The organism is Sorangium sp. So ce204, from assembly GCF_051526795.1.
In the GTDB taxonomy this organism is placed as follows: domain Bacteria; phylum Myxococcota_A; class Polyangia; order Polyangiales; family Polyangiaceae; genus Sorangium; species Sorangium cellulosum_B.
Genome location: NZ_CP150317.1, coordinates 13,029,751 through 13,051,563 on the forward strand (window position 1 = coordinate 13,029,751; position 21,813 = coordinate 13,051,563).

Genomic DNA, 21,813 nt, shown 5'->3' on the forward strand with positions numbered 1-21,813 from the left:
CGCCGGCTCCGCCGGGCCCCTCGCCGCCGTCCAACCCCGCGTCGTCTTCGGATTGCAGATGCTACCTATCGCGAAACTCGAGGCGGTTCAGCGCCGCTTTCAGGAACTCGAGCACCTCATGTGCAGCCCGGCGGTGCTCTCCGCGCCGGCCGAGCTCCAGCGGCTCAACCGCGAGCGGACCGAGATCGAGCCGGTGGTCGTCGCCTTCGCCCGGCTGCGGGACGTCGAGCGGCGCATCGCCGAGGATCGCGAGGCGCTGAGCGATCCCGACCTGTCCGAGCTCGCCCAGGCGGAGCTGCCCGAGCTCGAGATCGAGCGCGAGCGGCTCGCCGGCGAGCTCGAGGTGCTCCTCCTGCCGAAGGACCCCAACGACACGCGGAACACCGTGATCGAGATCCGCAGCGGCGAGGGCGGCGAGGAGGCGGCGCTCTTCGCCGCCGATCTCTTCCGCATGCTCTGCCGCTACGCGGAGACGAAGCGGTGGAAGGTCGAGGTGCTCAACCTGAGCGAGGCCTCCGCCGGCGGCTACAAGGAGGTCGCGGCGCTGATCACGGGGCAGGACGTCTACTCCCACCTCCGGTACGAGGGCGGCGTCCACCGCGTCCAGCGGGTCCCCTCGACGGAGACGCAGGGGCGGATCCACACCTCGACCGCGACCGTGGCCGTGCTGCCCGAGGCCGACGAGGTCGACGTGCACATCGACGACAAGGACCTGGAGATCTCGATCGCCGCATCGGGCGGCCCCGGCGGCCAGGGCGTCAACACGACGAACAGCGCCGTGCAGATCAAGCACCTGCCGACGGGCATGATCGTGAAGTGCCAGGACGAGCGCTCCCAGCTGAAGAACAAGGCGAAGGCGATGAAGGTGCTCCGGAGCCGGCTGCTCGAGCTCGAGCAGCGCCGGCAGGAGGAGGCCCAGAGCGCCGAGCGAAGGACCATGGTCGGCACGGGGGAGCGGGCGCAGAAGGTGCGGACCTACAACTTCCCGCAGAACCGCGTGACGGATCACCGGATCGGCCTCACGCTGCACAAGCTCGACAAGATCATCGAAGGGGACCTCGACGAGCTCATCGGCGCGCTGCGCACGCACCGCCAGGCGGAGCTCCTGCGGCGTGGCGGGCTCTCGGGGCCCGCGCTGGAGCCCGCCACGTGATGGGGGCGCCGTCCATCGAGAGCGGGGCGCCGCCCGTCGATCTGGAGGCGCTGCTCGTCGCGCTCGTGCTGGCGCCGTCGACCTTCTCGCGAAACCGCTTCTTCTCGCTGTACGCCGACCCGGAGGCGCGCCGGGTGCGGCGGCGGGCGGCGCTGCTCAGGAGCATCGTGCGGCAGCTGGTCGCGGGCGCGGACCGCGCCGGGCTCGCGCCCGCCGCGAGCGGCGGCGCGCTGCTCACCTACGACGTGCCGTCGCTCGGGTTGAAGCGCACCGCCGCGCTCGACGCCCTGGAGCTCGCGGTGCTCCGCATCGCTGTCGCGCGCGGGGTGGTCCCGCGGGCCGAGCAGCCGGGCGGCGGGGGCGCCGCGCCGAGCTCGGCGACAGGCGCCGCCTTGCCGGATGCGCTCCTCCCCGAGCCGGCGGACACGTCGCGGATCGAGCGCGCGCTCGCCCGGCTGCTGCCCGAGGGGAAGGCCGGCGGAGCGCTGGAGCCTCCTGGCGAGAAGGAGCCGGGAGAGCCGGACCCCGGGACCAGGGCGCTGCCGCGTGACCAGGCGCGGCGTGACTCGCAAGCACCCTGGGAGTAGGACGCGGCCATGTGCATCTTCTGCAAGATCGCGAACAAGGAGATCCCGTCGAAGGTCGTGTTCGAGGACGAGCACGTCATCGCCTTCCACGACGTGAACCCGCAGGCGCCCACGCACGCGCTCGTCATCCCGAAGCGCCACATCGCGGGCATCGCCCAGGCCACGCCCGAGGACGAGGCCGTCCTCGGCCGGCTGCTCCTCGCAGCGCGGCGGGTCGCGGAGCTCACCGGCATCGCGGAGAGCGGCTTCAGGACCGTGGTGAACAGCGGCGCGAACGCCGGCCAGACGGTCTTCCACATCCACGTCCACGTGATGGGTGGAAGGCCGATGGCCTGGCCTCCCGGCTGAGCGCCGTACGCGCCGACCGCGCTCAGCGGACGCCGCGGGCGGCGCTCACCGCCGCGTCGAGCCACGCCGCCTCGTCGTCGCGGAGCGACGGCTGCCTCGGCAGCGCGGTCGGCAGGGCGCGGGGCTGCGACGCGCCGTGGGCGCGGAGGTGCGCGGACGTGATGGCGCCGACGCGCCCACCCACGCCGAGGAACAGCGCGAAGAGATCCGGGCCCACCGCGCGCCGCGGGGCGGGCCGCACCGCGAGCTCGGCGCCGGACGCGAGCCGCGCGGTGAACCCGGCGACGAGGTGATCGACCGGATCGCTCCACGGATCCGGGGCGCCGGGGGCGCCCGCCGCGATCCACGCGTCGAGCGTCAGCTCGGGCGAGGTCGCGCCGAAGTCGATCGCCAGTGTGAGGCCGCGCTGCTCGAGGGCGCGCTCGATCTCGCCGAGGCGAGCGGTACCGGCGGCGTGCACGAGCATGGAGTCGCCGTCGAGCAGAGGCGCCGCGGGCGGCGGCGGCAGCGGGCGGCGCGCGGCGGAGGACGCCTCGCGCGGGAGCAGGTTGCCAGGGTTCATGACGCCGGCGGGGTCGAAGACGCCGCGGAGCGCATGGATGACGTCGGCGCCGAGGCCGAGCTCGGCGCCGAGCCGCGGCGCCTTGCTCCGGCCGACCCCGTGGTGATGCGAGAGCGTCCCGCCGGCGTCGATCGCTGCGTCGAGGGCCGCCCGCCAGGCCGCGTCGTACTTCGCCTCGGCCGCCGGGACGCTCGGAGCGCTGCCGGCGAAGGTGAAGTAGATGCTGCAGCCGTCCGGGTACGCGTGGGACAGGTGAGCCATCACGAACACGTGGCGCCCGAGCGCGCCGCGCACCGCGCGGTAGAGCCCGTCGAGGCGCGACCAGGGCGCGGCGACCTCCATGGTGTCGCTGAACGCGCCGGCCATGAACACGGGCGCCTGGCGGTAGCTCACGCTGTAGCGGTGCGCGAGCCAGTGGCGCGCGGGCTCCTCGCCGAGCGGCCTGGCCCCGCCGCGCTCCGCGATCGCCGCGGCGCGGGCGAGGTCGTCCGCGCTCGCGCGCGCCGTGCCCTCGAAGATGAGGATGAGCGTCGCGCCGCGGAGCACGCGCGACCCGACGCCGTCGACGATCTGGTTGAGGAGCCCCGGCGCGCGCAGCAGGCCGCGCAGCACCGCGGCGCCGGCCCCGGGGCCGCGGGCGCCGTGCCCCCGCGCGGCCGCCCCCTCGGAGGATTCATCGGCCGCGGCGGCGTGGGCGCGCTGCCGGCGCACGGCGCCCAGCCGGGCCATGAAGGAGTCGAACGGGTCGTAGAGCCGCGAGACCGCCGGGCGGAGGCCGGCCTGGAACATCGTCCGCATCGCGTCCCATCCGGCCTCGACGCCGGGGAACGAGAACGCGGCGAACGCGCGCGCCGGCGGCGCCGGGTGCAGCCGGAGCGTCGCGGCGGTGACCACGCCGAGCACGCCCTCGCTGCCGATGAGGAGCGGCGTGAGATCCGGGCCTCGTGCGCGCCGATCGAAGCGGACGATCTCGCCGCGGCCGACGACGCACTCGAGCGACGCGACCATGTCCTCGATCTTGCCGTAGAGCCCGGAGCACTGGCCGGCGCTGCGCGCCGCGACCCAGCCCCCGACGGTCGAGCAGAGGATGGACGACGGGAAATGGCCGAGCGTGAAGCCCTCGGCGTTGAGCTCCTCCTCGAAGCGGATGCCGAGCGCGCCGGCCTCGACCTCGACCGAGGGGGCCTGGCGATCGAGCGAGCGGCGGCGAGAGAGCCGCTTGAGATCGAGCACGACCGTGCGCTCGTCCGGCAAGACGCCGCCGCACACGCCCGAGCCCGCACCGAAAGGCACCAGCGGGAGCCCCTCGTCCGCGCAGAAGCGCACCACCTGGGCGACCTCCTCCGCGGAGGACGGCCAGACGATCATCCCGGGCCGGTGCTCGGCGATGCGGCCCTCCGTCACCGCGAGGTGGTGCCGCGGCCAGAGATCGCGGGCGTAGGCGATCTGATCGACGGGGGAGGCGCTGCGCGGGATCCCCGGCAGCGCGCGCGCGATCGCGGCCTCGAAGCTCATTCGCGGGGAGCCCTAGCGCCTCAGCTCCGCTCGGCAAGGACGATGAGCCGCGGCGACTCGGAGCCGAAGAAGACGCCGGGGTGCGCAGGGTGTCCGGTCACCTCGGTGACCTTGAAGCCCGCCTCGTGGAGCACCTTGCCGAGCTCGTGCAGGCCGTAGAGGCGGAGCGAGTAGTCGAGCTCGCGCGAGCGGCCGTCCTCGAACATGACGGTGCGCTTCACCTTGAGCCTGCTCGTGAAGAAATCCACGTGCATCTCATCCATGCAGACGCAGCCCTCCCCCTCGAACCAGACGAGGCTCGGCTGGCGGGACGCCACATAGTCGCGGTTGACGATGTCGAGCAGGAGCATCCCGCCGGGGCGGAGGGCGCGGCGGATGCGGGCGAGGACATCCGCGTTCTTCTCGTCGTCGAAGTAGCCGAAGCTCGTCGACCAGCAGTAGACGCCGTCGAAGGTCTCCTCGAACGTCATCTCGCGCATGTCGCCCTGGAGGAAGTTCAGCTTCTGGCCGCGATCCTGCGCCTCGTCGGCGGCGCGGGCGAGCATGGCGAGCGACAGGTCGTAGCCGACGACGCTGTAGCCGCGGCTGGCGATCTCGATCGCGTGGCCGCCTGCGCCGCACGCGAGATCGAGGATCACCGCGCCCTTCTCGACGCCGAGCCGCTCCTCGATGAAATCGACCTCGCGGCGAACCACCTTGCTGTCGATCTTGTCGAGCGTGCGCAGGAAGTCGTCGCCGAAGAGCTCCTCCCACCACGGGCGCTTCCGGCGCGCGGCGGGCTCGGTCGACGGGCCGGAATCGTGCTCGGCCTGCTTCGCCGCGGGCGCCGCGGCGGGAGCGGCGGGCCGCGCGGACGCGGACGGCTCGCCGTGCGACGAAGGCGCCGACACGGGCGGCGCCGACGCGGGCGGCGGCGGCACCGAGCTCGTGAACGTCGCGAGATCCGGCGATGCAAGCGCCTGCGCGCGCGGGCGCCGCGGCGGCAAGGGAGGCGGCGGTGGCTTCTTCGGGTGCGCGGCGTGCGGATCGGCCTGCGCGGCCGAGCCCGCGTCGGCGAGCTCGGCGTCGCGCTCGGGCTCGACCTCCTCGAGCTCGACCTCGGTGCTCCTCGGCGGCACGGTGATGCGCGTCGCGTCGCCCTGCGCCTGCTGGCCCTCGCCGCCCGCGGGAGGAGCGCCGGACAGCTCGGCCTTCGCCTCGTCGACGGGCTCGGACTCGGGCTCGACCTCCGCGACCTCGTCCGCGCCCGCCCCCAGCGGCCAGTCCAAGGGGCGCGCGTCGATCTCCGGCGCCGAGGTTTGCCTCCTGGACCGCCTTCGAGGCGCCGGCTGGAGGGCGTCGAAGGCGGCGTCGCGCGCCGTCGGCGGGCCCTCGGAGAGGCCTTCCTGGAACGAGTCGAGGCCCATCCCGGTCGGGACGTCGTCCGGCCGGATCCTGAACTGGAGCGGCGGCCACTCGTGCTCCGCCGGATCGGTCAAGAGCGGCGGTCTGGCGGGCTCGGCGGCCGAGGTGACCGGCGGCACCGGCGGCAGGTCCGACTCGATGCTGACAATCTGGAGCGGCCGGATCACCGCGACCGAATCGGGATCGATGATGAGCCCGCTCGGCGCCGGCATCGGCGGCATGCTCGAGGATTTCGGCGACGGGCGCGGGACCGCACGGGGCGCGACCAGCTCGGCCAGGTTCGTCGCCGCGGCCGTCGCCGCCGCCGGCTTGCTGGGGGGCCTGGATCCATCGAGCGCGGGCTCGCTGGGATGCCTGGGCGCCTCGAGCGTCGGGTAGCTGGGGCGCCTCTCGGAGGCGCTCGGCCACCCGTCGTCGTCCGCCTCGTCGCGCGAGCGCTGCGCCGCGGCATCCTCGGGCACGGTGGCGCGGTCGTGCGTGGTGACCTGATCGTCGCCCTGCTGCGCTGCGTCTCCCGACACGTTCACGAGCCGCCGCGAGCGCCGTCGCCCGGTCTTCGCGCCCTCGCCGCGCTCCACCTCCGCCGCCCGCTCCACCTCCGTCGCGAGCGATTGCCAGGACCGCCTGGAGCTGGAGCTCGTCGGCAGGGGAGCGCCGTGCCGCGAGCGCTCCGTGGGCGGTCCGGCGATCCGCGGGTCGAGATCGAGGTCCGGGATCTCCGCGATCTGCCCGCCGGAGCTCCCGTCCGCGATGCCCGCGATGACATCGAGGCGCGGCAGCGGCGTCGTCGTCGCGAGCTGCGGGCGCGCGCTGGGCGAGCGCTCGGGCCGTGGGGCGGACGCGCGCGCGGGGAGCGAGCCCTGCTCTCCCTGCGGCGCCGGTGCGGCCGCGTTCCCTGCCTCGCCCGGCAGCGGCGCGCCGGGCTCTCCGGAGGCGCCGCCTTCCTGGGCGGGCGTAGCCAGGGGGTTGCGCGGCCGCTCGCTCGTCATCGCTGGCCCCCTCCGTCCAGCGGCTCGCCGTAGAGGATCGGCCCAGGCGCCCTGCTCCAGGGCGGGGCCACCCCGCGCTCCACGAACATGACCGCGGTGGATCCGAGGTGGAACTTGCCGATCTCCTCGCCGCACGCGACCGGAAGGGCCGGCGAGATCGTGTGCACGCCGAGCGGCACGTCGCGCGCGTCGACGGCGCTCACCGTGATCCGTCCGACGATCATCGCGCCCACCATCACCACCGTAACGCGCCCCTGGCGCTCCGTGTCGATCACGATCGCGACGCGCCGGTTGCGCGCGAAGAGGCCCGGGACGTGGCGTTCGCCGATCGCGTTCACCGGGAACAGCTCCCCCGGCATCGAGCGGATGAGGCTCACCCGCCCGGCGACGGGCGAATGGACCCGGTGGTAGTCGCGGGGCGACAGGTAGACGATCGCGAACTGCCCGCCGTCATAACGCGTGGCTTCCGCGGGGTCGCCCACGAGGTCTTCCACGCGGTAGGGCTGCCCTTTGATGGTCAGCCGCCCGCCCTCGGTCACGGGGCCGAGCGCCTCGACCCGGCCGTCGGCAGGGCTGGTGATGGCTCCGGGATCGGAGCAGACAGGGCGCATCCCCTCGCGGAGCTTGCGCGTGAAGAACGCGTCGAAGCTCTCGTAAGGGCTCGTCAGCACCTCGGCGGCGTCCATGTCGACGCGGTACGCGCGCGCGTAGAGCTTCACCACCGTGTTCAAGACGGCGGCGGGTGCCCTGGCGTCGCAGAGGCGGCCAACGGCCCGGGTAATGCGCTCTCGCGGAAGCACCCGCAACAGCTGTGCGGCGGCGTAGGTGGCAACGGTCATTGTGCGGAGCAGCGGTAACGATGCGGGAACGATGCGGGAACGATGCGGGAAAAGAGCGGTGCAGGAATGCTAGGCCTCAGGAAGGACCTTGGTCAACGCTCGGGTCAGACGAACCTTCCAGCGTCGGCGCGGTCCCCAGCCAGCGAGGGAGCTCAGCCTTGACGCGACGCACAGCGCGATCCGAGGCGCGACGCCAGGCCCGTCCCCCGCGCCCCACGTTTCTCCACGTCGCTGCGAGCGCGTCAATCGCGAAGCGCCGCTCCGCGCAAATGGGGGCGCGAGGGCCCGCGGGCCGTCCCCTCGACGCGCTCCATTCTGAAGCGGCGATCCGGGCCTCGCGCTGCAACTTCGATCGACCTCCGCGGGCGCAGCAGAAAAGCGGAGCGGTTTCAAGGGCCTGCGTCCTGGCACGCCGCTCGCTGAAGCGGGGCGAGGAGGCTCGCAACAACGATGGAGATCACGTTCTGGGGAGTTCGCGGGAGCATCGCTTCGCCTGGGCCGGAGACGGCTGCGGTGGGCGGAAACACAAGCTGCGTGGAGGTTCGCTGCGGATCGTCGCGGATCATCCTCGATGCAGGGACGGGCGTACGCAAGCTCGGAGATGCGCTGCTCCGGGAGGGACCGGTCGAGGCGACGGTGCTGCTGTCGCACCTGCACTGGGACCACATCCAGGGGCTGCCGTTCTTCGTGCCGGCGTACCTGCCGAGCTCGCGGCTGTCGATCGTGGGCAGCGCGCACGGGGTCGGGAGCCTCCGCGAGGTGCTCTCGACGCAGATGGCCGCGCCGAGCTTCCCCGTCCGCATGGACGAGCTCTGCGCGCAGATCGCCGTGCGGGAGGCGCGGCCGGGCGAGGCGTTCGACGTGGGCGAGGTCCACGTGCGGATCGCCAAGCTCAACCACCCGGGCGGCGTCCTCGCCTACCGCGTCGAGCACGAGGGCCGCAGCGTCGTCTACGCGACCGACACCGAGCACTACGCCTGCGTCGATCCGGCGCTGCGCGCGCTCGCGGACGGCGCCGACGTGCTCATCTATGACGCGCAGTACACCCCGGAGGAGTACCGCGGCGACGGCGGGCGCTCGAGGGTCGGCTGGGGGCACTCGACGTACGTCGCGGGCGCGGAGATCGCGCGGGCGTGCGGCGCGCGGAAGCTCGTCCTGTTCCATCACGACCCGCAGCGGACGGACGCCGGCGTCGCCGAGATCGAGCGCCTCTCCCGCGAGCTCTTCGCTGGATCGGTCGCGGCGCGCGAGGGGCTCTGCATCCACGTAGAGGCCCTCGCGCGGGCCGCGTGATGACGCGGATGACGACAAGCGCGGCGCCCTCTATGCTGGATGCTGCTCCGCTATCCATGTCGCGCCTCTCGCTGCTCGTCGATCTCGCCTCCCTCCTCGCCCGGGAGGTCGACTTCGACGCCCTCCTCGGCACGGCGTGCGAGCGGCTCGCGAAGGCGCTCCGCGCCGACCGCGCGACGATCTGGCTCGTCGACGCCGAGCGCGGCGATCTCGTGACGCGCGTCGCCCTGCTGCCCGAGCTCCCCTCGCTCAGGCAGCCGCTGGAGCGCGGCATCGCCGGGCACGTGGCCACGACCGGGCAGGTCGTGCGCGTCGACGACGCGTCGCGCGACCCGCGCTTCGATCCGTCGGCGGACCGGGCGACGGGCTACACGACGCGCTCGATGCTCGTCGCGCCCATCCGCGAGGACGGCGCCGCGCCGGTCCGCGGCGTCGTCCAGCTGCTGAACCGCGCGGGCGCGCCCTTCGACGAGGAGGACCAGCGCTACCTCGTCGCCCTCGCGACGCAGCTCGCCCGCGCCCTCTCGCTGACGACGCTCCGCGCCGCCGAGGGCGGCGGCCCGGGGGTCGTGCTGCAGGGGCCGTTCAACCGGATCGTCGGCCGGAGCGAGCGGCTGGCCGCCGTGTACGAGAAGGTCCAGCTCGCGGCCCAGACCGACGCGACCGTGCTGCTCCGCGGGGAGACAGGCACCGGCAAGAGCCTTTTCGCCCGGGCGATCCACGTCAACTCGCGGCGCCAGACGAGGCCCTTCGTCACCGTCGACTGCACGACGCTGCCGGCGCAGCTCGTCGAGAGCGAGCTCTTCGGCCACGAGCGGGGGGCGTTCACCGGCGCGGACCGGCGCGTGCCGGGCAAGGTCGAGCTCGCCGAGGGCGGCACGCTGTTCCTCGACGAGCTCGGGGACCTGCCGCTCGACATCCAGGGCAAGCTCCTTCGCTTCCTGCAGGACCGCTCCTTCGAGCGCGTCGGCGGCCGCCAGTCGCTCCGCGCCGACGTGCGCGTCGTGTGCGCCACGCACTGCGACCTCGAGCGCGCCGTCGCCGATGGGCGCTTCCGGAAGGACCTCTACTACCGCGCGCGCGTCGTCGAGATCGATCTGCCGGCCCTGCGCGAGCGCGGCCCCGACGACGTCGAGACGCTGGCGCGGCACTTCGCGGACGTCTACGCGACGAGGTACGGCAGGCCGTCGCCGCGCTTCGATCCGGACGCGCTCCGCCACCTGCGCGCTCATACGTGGCCGGGCAACGTGCGCGAGCTCGAGCACTGGGTCGAGAGCGCCATCGCCCTCGCGCCGGACGGCCGCATCTCCGCGGGGCACCTCCCGACGCGCCGGGGTGAAGGCGCCCCGCCGCACGCCGCCGCGGCGCCCGAGGGCGACGCGCGGGTGGCGCTGCCGCTCGGGCTCACCCTCGACGAGGTGACGCGGCGCTACGTCGAGGCGATGGTCCGGGCGTGCGAGGGGAACAAGACGGAAGCGGCGAAGCGGCTGGGCGTCGGCAGGAACACCCTGGCGCGCGCGCTCCGCGCGAAGCACTGAGGCCGCGCTGAGCGCGCGACCTCCTCACCCCGGGTCCACCGGGAACGTCAGGCCGATCCCGGCGATCGCCGCGACGGACGAGGTCTTCCACCTCCCGGCCGGGCCGGCCGAGAGCAGAGGGCGCGCCAGGACGAGGTGCAGCTCGAGGAAGCTGCGCAGCTGGAGGTGCCGCGCGATGCGCCACTCGGCGCCGCCGCGCGCGCCGGAGGTGAGCAGCCAGAGGATGCCGTCTTCCGTCTGGGTGACGCTCTCCGGGACGGGCGCGCGGACAGCGCCGAGCTGGAAGACGTTGCACAGGAAGACGTCGTCCCGGTGCCTGCAGAGCGACATGACCCCCAGGCCGGCGCTGATGCGCCGCGGCCCGACGCTCGGCAGATCGCTCGGAGGGCCGCCCAGCGCGACGAGCGCCCGCGCCTCGAGCGACATGGACATGTCGGACCAGCGGAGCGCGGCGGCGGGCGAGAGGCCGAGGCCCGCCGTCGGTGTCAGGCCGAATGCCAGCACGGAGGACGCGCTGAACTCGCCGTGCACGCGCGGCTCTGGCGCGCGCTGCGCGCCGTCGGCGTAGGCCGGGGCCGGCAGGGCGAGGCCCAGCGCGATCATCAAGGGGATGCGACCAGGGTTCGGCATCCCGCGCACCCTAGGAGCGCGCGCCGGCGCGACGGAATCCGGAGCGGGCGCCCTCGCGAACAAACCGCCGCTCGCGCGCCATTGCGTCGAGCGGCGCTATTTCCTCGGCTCGCCGTCTTTTTTTTGATCTCGGAGGCGGCGGGCTAGCGCGCCCTGCGGCGCGCGGCCTCGCAGAGGGCCGAACGGAGGGGATCGCCGGGGAGATCGGGCGGCAGCTTCTCCTCGCAGGCCACGTCGGGGTTCAGCGGATCGAGCGCCGTGCCCGCCGAGAAGGCGCGATCCCCGTCGGGGCCTCCGTGGAGCAGCCCGTGCAGCGACCACCACCGGCCGTAGCGGCTGTGCACGTCCTCCACCCGCTCGACGAGGGGCGAGGCGCTCGCGCGCTCGCCCGACGCCAGCAGCGCGGCGGCGAGGAAGCAGCGCACCGCCGGCTCGTGCGGCGCGAGCGCCTGCGCGCGCGCGTGCTGGACCGCGGCGGCGGCGTGGTGGCCGCGGTCGTGGAGCAGCTGGCCGAGCCGCACCCGCTTGCTCACCTCCTGCCGGTGCGGCATGTCCGCGCCGGGCGCGAGGTCGGGCGGCACGTCGGCCGGCACGCTGGCGAGGTAGGCGCGCCAGCGCTTGTCCCAGGCCGCGAGGTCCGCGCCGGAGATCTCGGCGATCGCCCGCTCGAGGTCCGCGTCGCTGCTCGCGTCCTTGAGCCGGCGCAGGAGCTGCGGCAGCGCCGTGTCGCCCGCCTCCCTCGTCCAGTAACGGATGAAGCTCGCGACCTCGGCGAACACGACCGCCGCCTCCTCCGCGCTCGGGAGCATCGCGATCGAGGGGCCGATCTTGTCGAGCGGACGCCCGAGGCCCCTCTGGATGCCCAGGAAGGCGATCGCGTCCGCGGACGGCACGTCGTCCAGCGGGTCGGGCTCGCGCCAGCGGACCTCCTCGCGCTTGGCCACGCCCTCCTGCAGCCACAGCGGGGCGTTGTCGCGCGTCCCGCGCGACAGGGCGAGGTGCGTTATCTCGTGCGCGAGCGTGTCCAGCCAGGGGTAGCCGCTCGGCGTGGCGCGCGGCGAGAGCATCGTCACCCGCCCCCACTTGGCGATGGCGACCGTGCCCGTCGTCCGCGCTGCCTCCTCGGGCAGCCCCGTCATCGCGGAGAGCGTGAACTGATCGCGGACGAGATCGATCCGCAGCGGCCGGAGGAGCTCGACGCCGAGGTCCTTCGCGAGCACGTCGCGCGTCCTCGCCGCGACGTCGACGAGGAGCGGCACGAGCGCGCGATCGTCGTCGTCCTGGAGCCGCACCCAGACGCCGCGCTCCTCGTCGTTCACGACGACGGTCGCCGCGGTGGCCCGGGCGCAGCCGCGCGCGATGTCCCCGAGCGCCGCGCCCTCGGCCGTCGCCGCGAGATCGGGGCGCGCGAGGATCGCCGAGGCGGCGTCGCAGTCGCCCTCGTAGATGGCGAGGCGGCCGCGCTCGAGCGCGAGCGCGAGGTCCGCCGGATCCGCGTCCTTCAGGGCGTCCCGCGCCGCGGGGACGTCGATCTCCAGGATCGCGGCCCGGGCCCGCGCCGCGCGATCGAGATCACCGACCGTGAGGCGCCCGGACGCTGTCGCCGACGCCGTCGCGAGCCCGGCGAGGATCGCCGCCCGGAGGCCGCGCCTCGCGATCGCCGCCGCCCCGCGCCGGGCCGTGGCCGCCCTGCCGCCTGCGTGCGTCATTTCAGGAGCCCCTCGGCGTAACGCTTGACCGCCCCTCGCAGCCGCGGCTCCGAGGTCCCCCCGAGCCCCTCGAGCACGCGACGGCGGAACTCCTCGGGGCCCTTGTGCTTGTCCTTGTCCGGGATGTCGGCCTTCCTCGCCATGTTCCGATCCCCTTCCGACTCGGCGTCGCCGTCCTGACCCTGGTCCTCGCTGCGCGACATCTCGAGCAGCCGCTGCGCGTCGCGCTGGCGCTCGTTGCCGCCCTCGCCGTCTCCCTCGGCGAGGGCGCGCTGGGCGTCGCGCATCGCCTGCTCGGCCTCGTCGAGGCGATCGAGCATCTCCTCGGGCATGCGGCCGTCGCCGCGCTCGCCCCGCTTGCGGAGAGCGCGCGCGCGGTCGGCGAGCGACCCCTCGCGCTGGCTCGACTTCCCGAGGCCGTCCCGCGCCCGCTCCGCCGCCGCCTGCCGCAGCTTGCGCAGCGCCTCCTCGGCCCAGGCCAGCTCCTCGGCGAGCGCCTGCTGCGCCTCGCCGGCCTCGCGCGCGGCGCGCTCCTCCGGGAAGAAGCCGCCGGCCTGCGCGCCGAGCCGCTTCGCGTCGCCCAGCGAGCGCATCGCGCCCCGGCCGCTCGTCACCGCTTCCTCGGGGCGGCCCTGCTCCAGCGCGCCGGCCATCGCCTCGGCCTGCTCCCGGCCAGCCGCCGCGGCGGCCTCGGCCGAGCCCGGCGCCGCGCCCGGCTGCGGCAGGTCCCGCACGGCCTCGCGGATCGCCTCCGCGTGCTTCTTCGCCTCCTCCCGGAGCGCCGCGATGTCCTCGGGCCGCGACGCGCGCGAGAGCTCCTCGGCGACCGCGTTCGTCTCGGCGGCGTGATCGCGCGCGAGCTCCTCGAGATCCCGCTCGCTCTGGGCGACGCTCTCGTCGGCGTTGGACGCGTCCCCGGGGTCCGGCCCGCGCGGCGCGCCGGACTCCACCCCGCCGCGGCCGCCGCCGCCGAACGAAGGCTCCGGCCGCCTGAGCCGCGCCGCGAGGTCGCGCGCCGAGAGCTCGGCGTGCAGCCAGTCGCTGGCGCCGCGGGCGCGCGCGATCCTGCGCAGGTCGTTCGCGACGATCTCGCCGAGGTCGAGGCCGAGCTCGCCGAGCTTGCCGAGCTCGACCCCCCCGCCGCCCAGCACCGCGACGGCCGCCTCCAGGCGGACCTCGCCGCCCTCGCGGTCGCCGTTGCCCAGGAGCTCGGCCGCCGCCGCCGCCTCGTCCGCGACGTCGGCGAGCCGCTGCGCGACGGCCCGGGCGTCGCGGTGGCCCAGGCCGCGCAGGCCGGCGTCGAACGCGAGCAGCGCGCCCTCGGTCTCGTCGAGCAGCTCCTGGTGCGCCGCGCGGGTCGTCGATTTCCGCTCGGCGGCGAGCGCCGCGTCGAGCCGGGCCAGCTGACCTCGGGCGAGCGACGCGATGCGCCCCCGCACCCGCAGCCCGCCGTGATCCGCGGCGAGCGCCGCCTCGACCGCCGCCCTGGCCGTCGCCTGCACCTCGGCCTCGTGCGCCGCGTGCGCCGCGGCGCCGCCCGCCTCCGGCGTCCGCTGGCCGATGCGGTCGGCGAGCAGATCCGTGAGCGCGTCGCGCGCCTTCACGAGCGCGGCGTAGCGCCGCGCCTCGGGCTCGCCCACCTGCGGCGGGATGACCAGGATGGCCTCGCTCCTGCCCCACTTCGGGCCCTCGATCGGATCGTTGTCCCGCGCCTCGATCCGCACCTCGACCGGCACGTACGTCCTGCGGAAGAAGGGATCGCGCGCCCGGAGCTCGTAGCCTCCGCGGTCGACCTTCGCGTCCGCCGCCGGCCGCGAGAGCACCCGCCGCTCCTCCTTCGCTCCGGCGCGCAGGACGAGATCGACCTCGCGCAGGCCGTGATCGTCGGTGATCTCGTAGCGGAGCGGGATGCTGGGCTCGTCGAGGAGCTTCACCGTGCGCGGCGCGCCCTCGAGCGTGACGCGCGGCGCGTCGTCCGGGATCGACACGACGCGCTGCGCGTCGGCCTGCCGGACGCGCACCTGCCCGAAGCGCGCGGCCGCCTGGAGGGTCGTCGACGCGCCGAGCGTCCAGCGGGCGACCACGCTGCCCTTGCCGTCGTCGACGAACGGCACCTCGGCGCCGCCGTCCGTCAGCACGAGCGCGCGCCCCGCGCGGACGGGGCGGCCGCGCACCGTGATCACGGTCCCTCGGGGCTGCATCGTCGGGGCGAACGGCAGGAGCTCCTCCGCGCCCTGGTGCAGGTACTCGGGCGGCGCCGCCGTCATCTCGACCTCCTCGATCCACGGCAGATCGAGGGGAGCCTCGCCGCCGCGGGCGGCGAGGACGTCCAGCCCCTCGACGACGCGCGACGGCTCGATCGCCGCCGCCGCGAGCGCCGCCGCGCCGAGGGCGAGGCCCGCGCTCGCCCACCGCGTCGCCGCCTGGCGCGCGCGCTCGACGACGCGCGCCTGCGAGGCGCGGCCGAGCAGCCGCCGGAGGTGCAGGCCGGCGAGCTCCGGCGAGCCGACCCGATCGTCGGCCGCGGCGCGATCCGCGAGCGTGAGCGCCCGCAGGGTGGCGGCGCCGAGCGCCTCGTCCGTGCGACCGATGATCTCGCGCACCGTGCGCCGGGCGTCGCCGCGCCGCCGGCGCACGAGGATGGCCCGCGCGGCGATCGCCGCGAGCAGCAGCGCGAGCCCGGCGCCGGTGAGCCCGCGGGCGAGCGGCGACCCCACGCGCGCCACGTGCGCCGCGCCGAACAGCCCTGCGCAAGCGGCCGCGGTGAGCGCGCGGCCCGCGGAGGGGCCCACCTCCGCATCCCAGACGGAGCGCAGCCGCGCGATGGACAGGGCCGGCGCCTCGTTATCCATGAAGAAGCAAGGGTAACCGGCGGGAGGAGGTGGTCCAGCGGATCAATGCGATCCCCCGGGAGGCGCGGGCCCGGGCGATCAGACGTCGAGCTCGCCGTCGGTCATGAACCAGCTCTCCGCGTCGAGCAGAACGCGCCGCAGCTCGTCGGGGAAGGCGGGATCGAGGTGGACGATGAGCCACCGCGAGCCGACGTCCGGCGGGTGGGGGCGGGAGAAGAACCCGAGCGCCCGCAGGCGGGCGCTGAACGAAGGGGGCGTCACGAGGAGCATGCCCACGGAGACGTGCCCCTCCCGCCGCATCGCCTGGCAGAACTCGAGCAGCAGGGCGTCGAACGTGGGGCCGTTGTCCTCGCAGAACAGGTCGCTGACCTCGACCTTGTTGTTCCGCACCGAGTAGACGGCGTAGCCGAGCAGCCGCCCGTCATGCCTGTCGAGCATGCAGAAGAAGCGGTATCGAACGTTACCGAGCTGCGCATAGCGCCAGTTCAGGAACCGGGCGCTCCGCTCGCCGACGACCGGCCAGGGCTTCGCCCGCGACCACAGCCCGTCGAAGCGGTGATCGGCGGTGTCCACGAGCTCGGTGCGCACGCGGCTCCCCTTCGCGAGCAGCGCGGCGGTGTCCCGGAGCGCCATCGAGGCGTCGAGGGCGCTGCCCGCGGCCCGGACCAGGAGGTTGTCCGGCTTCACCGTCGCCCGCTGGACGGCGCGCTCCGCCGCGGTCGACAGCGCCTGCGCGAGCGGGGCGGGCGGGGCGCCCGGCTCCGCCGCCTCCCAGAGCGCGCGCCAGCGAGGGTGGGGGACCGCCGACGCGGCCCGCTCGGCGATCCGCTGCACCACCGCGCTCACGGTGCTCCGCTGCTCGCCTGCCGACGAGGCCGCGAGCTCGTTCAGCTTGTACGCGGCCATGAGGGGCCGGACCCAGATGATGGAATCGGCGATCTTCTTGTAGCCGGCGCGCTGGAAGATCGGGAATGAGGCCTTGTTGGGGAAGCCGAACACGAAATCGACCCCGGCGTCGCGGCAGCCCCTCGCGAGCTCTCGCTGGATGCTCATGGCGGCCCCCGCGATGCGGTGCGCCTTGGTCACGCCGAAGTCGCCGAGGACGCCGGCCTTGAGCTTGCGCCCGTCGACGACCAGGTCGCGCGGGTAGAACGAGCCGCTCCCGATGATCTCCCGCTCCGGTCCGTGAAAGCCCATCCAGGTCCGCGGGGGGCCGGCCGGGTTCTGCTCCTGGAACCAGCGCATCCGCCGCTCCACGAGCTCCTGCGATACCTCGCCGTGGGCGAGGTTCTCTTTCCAGAGCTGCGCGAGGACGTCCCTGTGCTCTTCCGGCTGGACGCGGGCGGCGCTGTAGACCTTCTCCATGGCTTTCCGGTGCGTCTCCTGGCGCGGCAGAGCGGCGCGCCGCGCCCGTCATGGCCGAAGGCGGTGAGGGCGTCAATCGCGCCTGGCGGCGCGGCGAGGCGTTCCGCGCTGGGCACAGCGACGCCCGTGCGGCGAAGGCGTCATCGCGGAACCGGAGTACACTCGCGCGATGTCTCGCCGCGCCATCGCCGCCGTCGCCTGGCTCTCGTTGCTATTCGCCCTGGCTTGCAGCTCCGCGCTGCCGCAGCCCCCTCCAGACGCTTCGCAGGCGAAGAGCAGCGGCGCCCCTGCGGGGCAGCCGAGCCCAGCCGCTGATCCGGGAGCGACGTTCGGTGACGACGTGATGGTCGCGGACGGCGACCCCGGTCCGGTGCCGGTGACCCGCGCGGATCCGGCGCGCGGCAGCCGGCTCGCGCCCGTGACGATCGTCGTGTTCTCCGACTTCGAGTGCCCCTTCTGCAAGCACCTGGGCGGCACGCTGAGGCAGCTGGAGCAGCGGTACGGCGCGGAGCGGCTGCGGGTCGTGTGGAAGAACTTCCCGCTCGCCTTCCACAAGCAGGCCCGGCCGACGGCCGAGGCCGCGATGGCGGTGTTCGCGCACGCGGGTCCCAAGGCCTTCTGGGCGTTTCACGACGCCATCTTCACGGCCGACGAGCGGCTCTCGCCGGAGGTCCAGGCCACCGCGCTCCGGCGGGCCGGCGTGACCCCCGGCAAGATCCAGCAGCTCGTCCAGCAGAGCGGGGCGGCGCAGAAGGTCGGCGCGGACATGGAGCTCGCCGGGCGGCTCGGCGTGAACGGCACGCCGGCATCGTTCATCAACGGCGTGCTCCTCGTCGGCGCGCAGCCGGCGGAGCGGTTCGCGGAGATCATCGACGCGCAGCTCGCCGCGGCGCAGGCGCTCCGCGCCGGGGGGACGCCGCCGGAGAAGATCTACGCGGCGCTCGCGGAGAAGAACTTCGCTCCTCCTGCCGAGGAGCCCGACGACGCCGGAGAGGAAGGCGACGGCGGCGTGGTGCACCTCGTGCCCGTCGGGGACTCGCCCGTGCGCGGCGCGGAGACGGCGCTCGTCACGATGGTGCTGTTCAGCGACTATCAGTGTCCGTTCTGCAGGCGCGTCACGCCGACGGTCGACAAGCTCAGGGCGCAGTACGGCGACAAGCTGCGCGTCGTGTGGAAGGACCACCCGCTCCCGTTCCACCCCCGGGCCGAGCCCGCTGCAGAGCTCGCGCGCGAGGCCCGCGCCCAGAAGGGAAACGACGCCTTCTGGCAGGCCAACGATCGCCTCCTCGCCGGCGAGGCCGCCCTCGACGACGCCGCCCTCGAGGCCGTCGCCGCGGAGCTCCGGCTGAACGTCACCGCGGCGAAGCGCGCCGTCGCCTCGCACAAGCACGCCGCCAAGATCGAGGCCGACGTGGATCTCGCCGACGATCTCGGCGCCCAGGGGACCCCGCACTTCTTCATCAATGGCCGCAGCCTCGTCGGCGCGCAGCCGATCGAGAAGTTCCAGGCGATCATCGACGAGGAGATCGCCAAGGCGGAGGCGATGGTCGTGGCCGGGACGCCGCGCGCCAAGGTGTACGAGGCCATCCAGAAGCAGGCGGTCCCGCCGGCGCCGCCGCCGAAGGTGTCCGTGCCGCCGGCGCCCAAGGGCCACCCCAGCAAGGGCGCGGCCGCGGGCAAGGTGGTCATCCAGGCGTTCTCCGACTTCCAGTGCCCTTTCTGCGCGCGCGCCGCCGCCACGATGGACGAGCTCATCAAGGCGTTCCCGGGCAAGGTCCGCGTCGTCTACCGCCACCTGCCGCTCCCCTTCCACCCGGAGGCGCAGCTGGCCGCCGAGGCGGCCATGGAAGCGCTCGCGCAGAAAGGGCCGGCCGGCTTCTGGAAGATGCACGACCTGCTCTTCAAGGGGAGCGACGCCTCGAACCTCGACCGCGCGGCCCTGGAGCAGCACGCCGCGAGCCTCGGGCTCGACGCGGCGCGCTTCGCCAAGGCGCTCGACGAGCACACCCATCGCGCCGCCGTCGAGGCCGACGCGCAGGCCGCGCGGAGCGCCGGCATCACCGGGACTCCCGGGTTCGTGATCAACGGTTACCTGGTCAGCGGAGCCCAGCCGCTCGCGAAATTCAAGAAGGTAGTTCGGCGCGCGCTCAGCGAAGCGAACTGAACACGACCTGAACGCGCGCGACACGCGCTCCGGCTCCGGGATCCAGGACCTGCGCTCCGAGCGATCTGGCGCGCGGCTCACCCTGGGCGTTTCCCGGGGCGCCTCCATCGATATCGCGCTTCGAGCTCGTGATAGCCTGTCGCAATGCCCAAACCGCGCGGTCGAGGGACATCGGCCGAACCCAGGCGCACCGTCAAGGCATCGAGCGGATCCGCGCGCGCGCGGCGTCATGGCAAGGCGGGTGAGCGCGCGGGCGCGAAGGCGGGCCCGCCGGCCGCGCTGCGCGACGGGCAGGAGCGGGCGCCCGCGAGCTCGCGCGCCAGGCCCAGGAAGGCGAAGGGCGCGACCTCGCTCGTGGAGGCCGCCGTCGCGAAGCGACCGGCAGCGCCGGGCAAGCGCGCGGCGGCCGAGCCACCGGCGGCGCCGAGGATGCGCCCCGCGAGGGCGCGCGCCGGCGAGCAGGCCGGCGCCGCGCCGCCGAAGCGCCGACCCCGGAACGCGAAGGCGAAGGCGAAGAGCGGAGCGGACGACGCGGAGTTCTCGCCGCCCCGGCCGCCTGAGCTCGACTGGGACGACACGCCGTCCGAGAGCGCCGAGGAGGCCCTCGCCCAGCGCTGGGCGGCGCGAGGGGAGGAGCTCTTCCAGCAGCTCGAAGGTCACGGCGCCGCGCTCCACGAGTACCGCGCCGATCTCAAGGAGGGGCGCTTCGTCTGGATCGCGCCGAGCGGGCGCGTGTCCGCCGAGGCGAGCGCGCGCCTCCTGTGCAGCTGGTCGTGCGCGACCTCGGTCCTCGTCATGGCGTGGGCCGACCCGCTCGCCAGCGGCGCCGGGATCGGGCGCATCGACGGGATGCCCGCGGAGCAGGACGGCATCGACGAGCAAGGCGCCTGGCAGATCGCGATGAGGGCGGCCGACGCCTGCGACGCCGCCTACCTCTATCGCGTGTCCTCGCCGCAGGCCTGGTACTTCCTTGCGCTCGACGGGCTGACGTTCTCACCGAAGCGCACGTCGTTCCATCCGGGCGCGCCGGTCTGCCTCGTGCTGCGCGCCATCGGCGAGGTGCGCGAGGCGATCGCGTCCCGCGCCGAGCCCGCCGACGTCGTGCGCGACAGGATCTCGGCGCTCAGCGACTCGCTGTTCCACCAGGCCAGATATGCCTATCGCGACACCGATTGGGTCGCGCGCCTCGACCGGACCGGCTCGTGCCTCTCGCACCTCGCGAAGCGCATCCCGCGCGCGGGCTTCAGCGCGATCGCCGCGGGCCAGCGCATCGACGAGTGGCTCGAGCGCGAGCTCGCGCTCGAGCTGATCAACGCGCTCTCGCTCATCGAGGACGAGTGGAGCCTGTTCGGTTGATGGGGCGCTGACGGGCGCGGCCTTGCCCGTACCGCGGTCGACCCGCGCCCTCGTCGCGTCGCGCGCGGCCGAGCCCGCGCCGCGCGCGCCCCGCGGCACCGCTCTTGAAGGGGTCGCAGGAGCGGACGTGAGGGGAGGGGGCGATGGGGCGAGCGAAGCTGTTCGAGGATCGGAGGGACGCCGGGCGCAGGCTCGCGCAGCTGCTCTCGGGGTACAGGAGCGAGGCGCCGCTCGTGCTCGCCCTGCCGCGCGGCGGCGTCGAGGTGGGCTACGAGGTGGCGCGCGCGCTGGGCGCGCCGCTCGATGTGTGGATCGTGCGCAAGCTCGGCGCACCCGGGCAGCCGGAGCTCGGCGTGGGCGCGATCGCCGAGGGGGGCGAGGTGTACATCGATCGGGGCCTCGTCGGGCTGCTGGGGATCTCCGAGGCGGAGCTCGCCGAGATCGCGGAGCAGCAGGCCGCCGAGGTGGAGCGCGGGGTGCGCCGGTACCGGGGCGACAGGCCGATGCCCCGCGTCGAGGGGCGGACGGTGATCGTCGTCGACGACGGCATCGCGACCGGCGGGACCGTGCGGGCCGCGCTGCGCGACCTGCGCAAGCGCGCGCCGAGGCGGCTCGTGCTCGCCGCGCCGGTCGCCGCGCCGTCGAGCCTGTCGTCGCTCAGCCGCGAGGTCGACGGCGTCGCTTGCATCGAGGAGGACCCGGCCCTCCAGGCGATCGGCGCCTACTACGAGGATTTCTCGCAGACGTCGGACGACGTCGTCGCCACGCTGCTCGCCGAGGCGCGGCGCGAGGTCCCGCGGCCGGAAGGGGCGGAGCGGCCGCTCTTCGTCGAGGCAGGGACGGCGGCGCTGCCCGGGGACCTCGCGATCCCGGAGAGGGCGGGCGGCCTCGTGATCTTCGCGCACGGCAGCGGAAGCAGCCGCAGGAGCCCTCGCAACCGCTCGGTCGCGGAGGCGCTCTGGCGGTGGGGGTTGGCCACGCTGCTCTTCGACCTGCTCACCGACGAGGAGGAGGCGGAAGATCGCCGGAGCGCCCACCTCCGCTTCGACGTCGATCTGCTCGCGCGGCGGCTGCTCGGGGCGACGGACTGGGCGCTCGCGCGCCCCGAGCTCCGTCACCTCGCGGTCGGCTACTTCGGCGCGAGCACCGGCGCGGCGGCCGCGCTCATCGCCGCGGCGGCGCGGCCGCGCGCCGTGGGCGCCGTCGTGTCGCGCGGCGGCAGGCCCGACCTCGCGGGCGCGGCCCTGGCGATGGTGCGCGCGCCGACGCTGCTCATCGTGGGCAGCGCGGACACCGAGGTGCTGGCGCTGAACCAGGCCGCCCTCGACGACCTCGCGGGCCCGCGCCGCCTCGCCGTCGTGCCTTCCGCGACGCACCTGTTCGAGGAGCCGGGCGCGCTCGCGGCGGTCGCTCGGCTCGCCGGCGAGTGGTTCGCGCAGCACCTGATCGCGCGAGGAGCCGAGGCGAGGGCGTGACGCGCCGGCCGGCGGCCCGCGCGGGCCGAGGCGA

At 74.7% G+C, this 21,813-nt stretch carries 15 protein-coding genes; 8 read left to right on the forward strand and 7 right to left on the reverse strand.

What is annotated here, in order from left to right:
- Positions 1-58: 58 nt before the first annotated feature.
- The 3 genes from prfA to WMF22_RS49395 are packed head-to-tail and all read left to right on the forward strand — an operon-like array spanning position 59 to position 2,088.
- Positions 59-1,153 (forward strand): peptide chain release factor 1, encoded by a 1,095-nt coding sequence (gene prfA, locus WMF22_RS49385; RefSeq protein ID WP_437296783.1) that lies wholly within the window; start codon positions 59-61, stop codon positions 1,151-1,153.
- Positions 1,153-1,740: a hypothetical protein gene (locus WMF22_RS49390; RefSeq protein WP_438034268.1), complete on the forward strand. Its 588-nt coding sequence runs from the start codon at positions 1,153-1,155 to the stop codon at positions 1,738-1,740. The genes prfA and WMF22_RS49390 overlap by 1 nt, the downstream gene beginning before the upstream one ends.
- Before the next feature lie 9 nt (positions 1,741-1,749).
- Positions 1,750-2,088: a histidine triad nucleotide-binding protein gene (locus WMF22_RS49395; protein WP_012241641.1), complete on the forward strand. Its 339-nt coding sequence runs from the start codon at positions 1,750-1,752 to the stop codon at positions 2,086-2,088.
- A 22-nt stretch (positions 2,089-2,110) separates the two neighbouring features.
- Here the strand turns inward: WMF22_RS49395 and WMF22_RS49400 are convergent, their stop codons facing one another.
- Genes WMF22_RS49400 through asd form a run of 3 tightly spaced genes read right to left on the reverse strand, consistent with a single transcriptional unit; the run spans position 2,111 to position 7,277 of the window.
- On the reverse strand, positions 2,111-4,165 hold the full coding sequence (locus WMF22_RS49400; RefSeq protein WP_437296785.1) for an FAD-binding protein: 2,055 nt from the start codon (positions 4,163-4,165) through the stop codon (positions 2,111-2,113).
- A 20-nt stretch (positions 4,166-4,185) separates the two neighbouring features.
- Positions 4,186-6,558 carry a methyltransferase domain-containing protein gene (locus WMF22_RS49405; RefSeq protein ID WP_437296786.1) on the reverse strand — a complete coding sequence of 791 codons (2,373 nt, stop codon included), beginning with the start codon at positions 6,556-6,558 and terminating at the stop codon, positions 4,186-4,188.
- Entirely contained in the window at positions 6,555-7,277 is a 723-nt protein-coding gene (gene asd, locus WMF22_RS49410) for an archaetidylserine decarboxylase (protein WP_438034269.1), read from the reverse strand. Before asd ends, WMF22_RS49405 begins: the two co-directional genes overlap by 4 nt.
- A gap of 570 nt (positions 7,278-7,847) precedes the next feature.
- On the opposite strand from asd, the gene WMF22_RS49415 reads away from it, so the two are divergent.
- Together WMF22_RS49415 and WMF22_RS49420 are read left to right on the forward strand one after the other, a co-directional pair.
- Positions 7,848-8,690 carry an MBL fold metallo-hydrolase gene (locus tag WMF22_RS49415; protein ID WP_437296788.1) on the forward strand — a complete coding sequence of 281 codons (843 nt, stop codon included), beginning with the start codon at positions 7,848-7,850 and terminating at the stop codon, positions 8,688-8,690.
- Between the two features lie 56 nt (positions 8,691-8,746).
- Positions 8,747-10,228 (forward strand): sigma-54-dependent Fis family transcriptional regulator, encoded by a 1,482-nt coding sequence (locus WMF22_RS49420; protein WP_437296789.1) that lies wholly within the window; start codon positions 8,747-8,749, stop codon positions 10,226-10,228.
- 24 nt (positions 10,229-10,252) lie between these two features.
- Here WMF22_RS49420 and WMF22_RS49425 read toward each other — a convergent pair whose 3' ends face one another.
- The 4 genes from WMF22_RS49425 to WMF22_RS49440 form a co-directional block, all read right to left on the reverse strand.
- Positions 10,253-10,858, reverse strand: coding sequence for a hypothetical protein (locus WMF22_RS49425; protein WP_438034270.1), 606 nt, complete (start codon positions 10,856-10,858; stop codon positions 10,253-10,255).
- Between the two features lie 143 nt (positions 10,859-11,001).
- Complete coding sequence (locus WMF22_RS49430) at positions 11,002-12,567, reverse strand: hypothetical protein (protein ID WP_437296791.1); 1,566 nt, start codon at positions 12,565-12,567, stop codon at positions 11,002-11,004.
- On the reverse strand, positions 12,564-15,419 hold the full coding sequence (locus WMF22_RS49435; protein ID WP_438034271.1) for a DUF4175 family protein: 2,856 nt from the start codon (positions 15,417-15,419) through the stop codon (positions 12,564-12,566). The genes WMF22_RS49430 and WMF22_RS49435 overlap by 4 nt, the downstream gene beginning before the upstream one ends.
- A gap of 78 nt (positions 15,420-15,497) precedes the next feature.
- Positions 15,498-16,784 carry a GNAT family N-acetyltransferase gene (locus WMF22_RS49440; RefSeq protein WP_437296793.1) on the reverse strand — a complete coding sequence of 429 codons (1,287 nt, stop codon included), beginning with the start codon at positions 16,782-16,784 and terminating at the stop codon, positions 15,498-15,500.
- 343 nt (positions 16,785-17,127) lie between these two features.
- On the opposite strand from WMF22_RS49440, the gene WMF22_RS49445 reads away from it, so the two are divergent.
- The 3 genes from WMF22_RS49445 to WMF22_RS49455 all read left to right on the forward strand — a co-directional run bounded on the left by WMF22_RS49445 (position 17,128) and on the right by WMF22_RS49455 (position 21,779).
- Positions 17,128-18,948, forward strand: coding sequence for a DsbA family protein (locus WMF22_RS49445; protein ID WP_438037346.1), 1,821 nt, complete (start codon positions 17,128-17,130; stop codon positions 18,946-18,948).
- Between the two features lie 144 nt (positions 18,949-19,092).
- Entirely contained in the window at positions 19,093-20,304 is a 1,212-nt protein-coding gene (locus WMF22_RS49450; RefSeq protein WP_438034272.1) for a hypothetical protein, read from the forward strand.
- Between the two features lie 143 nt (positions 20,305-20,447).
- Complete coding sequence (locus tag WMF22_RS49455) at positions 20,448-21,779, forward strand: phosphoribosyltransferase family protein (RefSeq protein WP_437296796.1); 1,332 nt, start codon at positions 20,448-20,450, stop codon at positions 21,777-21,779.
- The last annotated feature ends 34 nt before the right edge of the window (positions 21,780-21,813 follow it).

Bases quoted from the DNA above. Each gene is read 5' to 3' on its own strand.
- prfA (WP_437296783.1), top strand. From the start codon at position 59: ATGCTACCTATCGCGAAACTCGAGGCGGTTCAGCGCCGCTTTCAGGAA.
- WMF22_RS49390 (WP_438034268.1), top strand. From the start codon at position 1,153: ATGGGGGCGCCGTCCATCGAGAGCGGGGCGCCGCCCGTCGATCTGGAG.
- WMF22_RS49395 (WP_012241641.1), top strand. From the start codon at position 1,750: ATGTGCATCTTCTGCAAGATCGCGAACAAGGAGATCCCGTCGAAGGTC.
- WMF22_RS49400 (WP_437296785.1), bottom strand. From the start codon at position 4,165: ATGAGCTTCGAGGCCGCGATCGCGCGCGCGCTGCCGGGGATCCCGCGC.
- WMF22_RS49405 (WP_437296786.1), bottom strand. From the start codon at position 6,558: ATGACGAGCGAGCGGCCGCGCAACCCCCTGGCTACGCCCGCCCAGGAA.
- WMF22_RS49415 (WP_437296788.1), top strand. From the start codon at position 7,848: ATGGAGATCACGTTCTGGGGAGTTCGCGGGAGCATCGCTTCGCCTGGG.
- WMF22_RS49420 (WP_437296789.1), top strand. From the start codon at position 8,747: ATGTCGCGCCTCTCGCTGCTCGTCGATCTCGCCTCCCTCCTCGCCCGG.
- WMF22_RS49425 (WP_438034270.1), bottom strand. From the start codon at position 10,858: ATGCCGAACCCTGGTCGCATCCCCTTGATGATCGCGCTGGGCCTCGCC.
- WMF22_RS49430 (WP_437296791.1), bottom strand. From the start codon at position 12,567: ATGACGCACGCAGGCGGCAGGGCGGCCACGGCCCGGCGCGGGGCGGCG.
- WMF22_RS49435 (WP_438034271.1), bottom strand. From the start codon at position 15,419: ATGGATAACGAGGCGCCGGCCCTGTCCATCGCGCGGCTGCGCTCCGTC.
- WMF22_RS49440 (WP_437296793.1), bottom strand. From the start codon at position 16,784: ATGGAGAAGGTCTACAGCGCCGCCCGCGTCCAGCCGGAAGAGCACAGG.
- WMF22_RS49445 (WP_438037346.1), top strand. From the start codon at position 17,128: ATGGTCGCGGACGGCGACCCCGGTCCGGTGCCGGTGACCCGCGCGGAT.
- WMF22_RS49450 (WP_438034272.1), top strand. From the start codon at position 19,093: ATGCCCAAACCGCGCGGTCGAGGGACATCGGCCGAACCCAGGCGCACC.
- WMF22_RS49455 (WP_437296796.1), top strand. From the start codon at position 20,448: ATGGGGCGAGCGAAGCTGTTCGAGGATCGGAGGGACGCCGGGCGCAGG.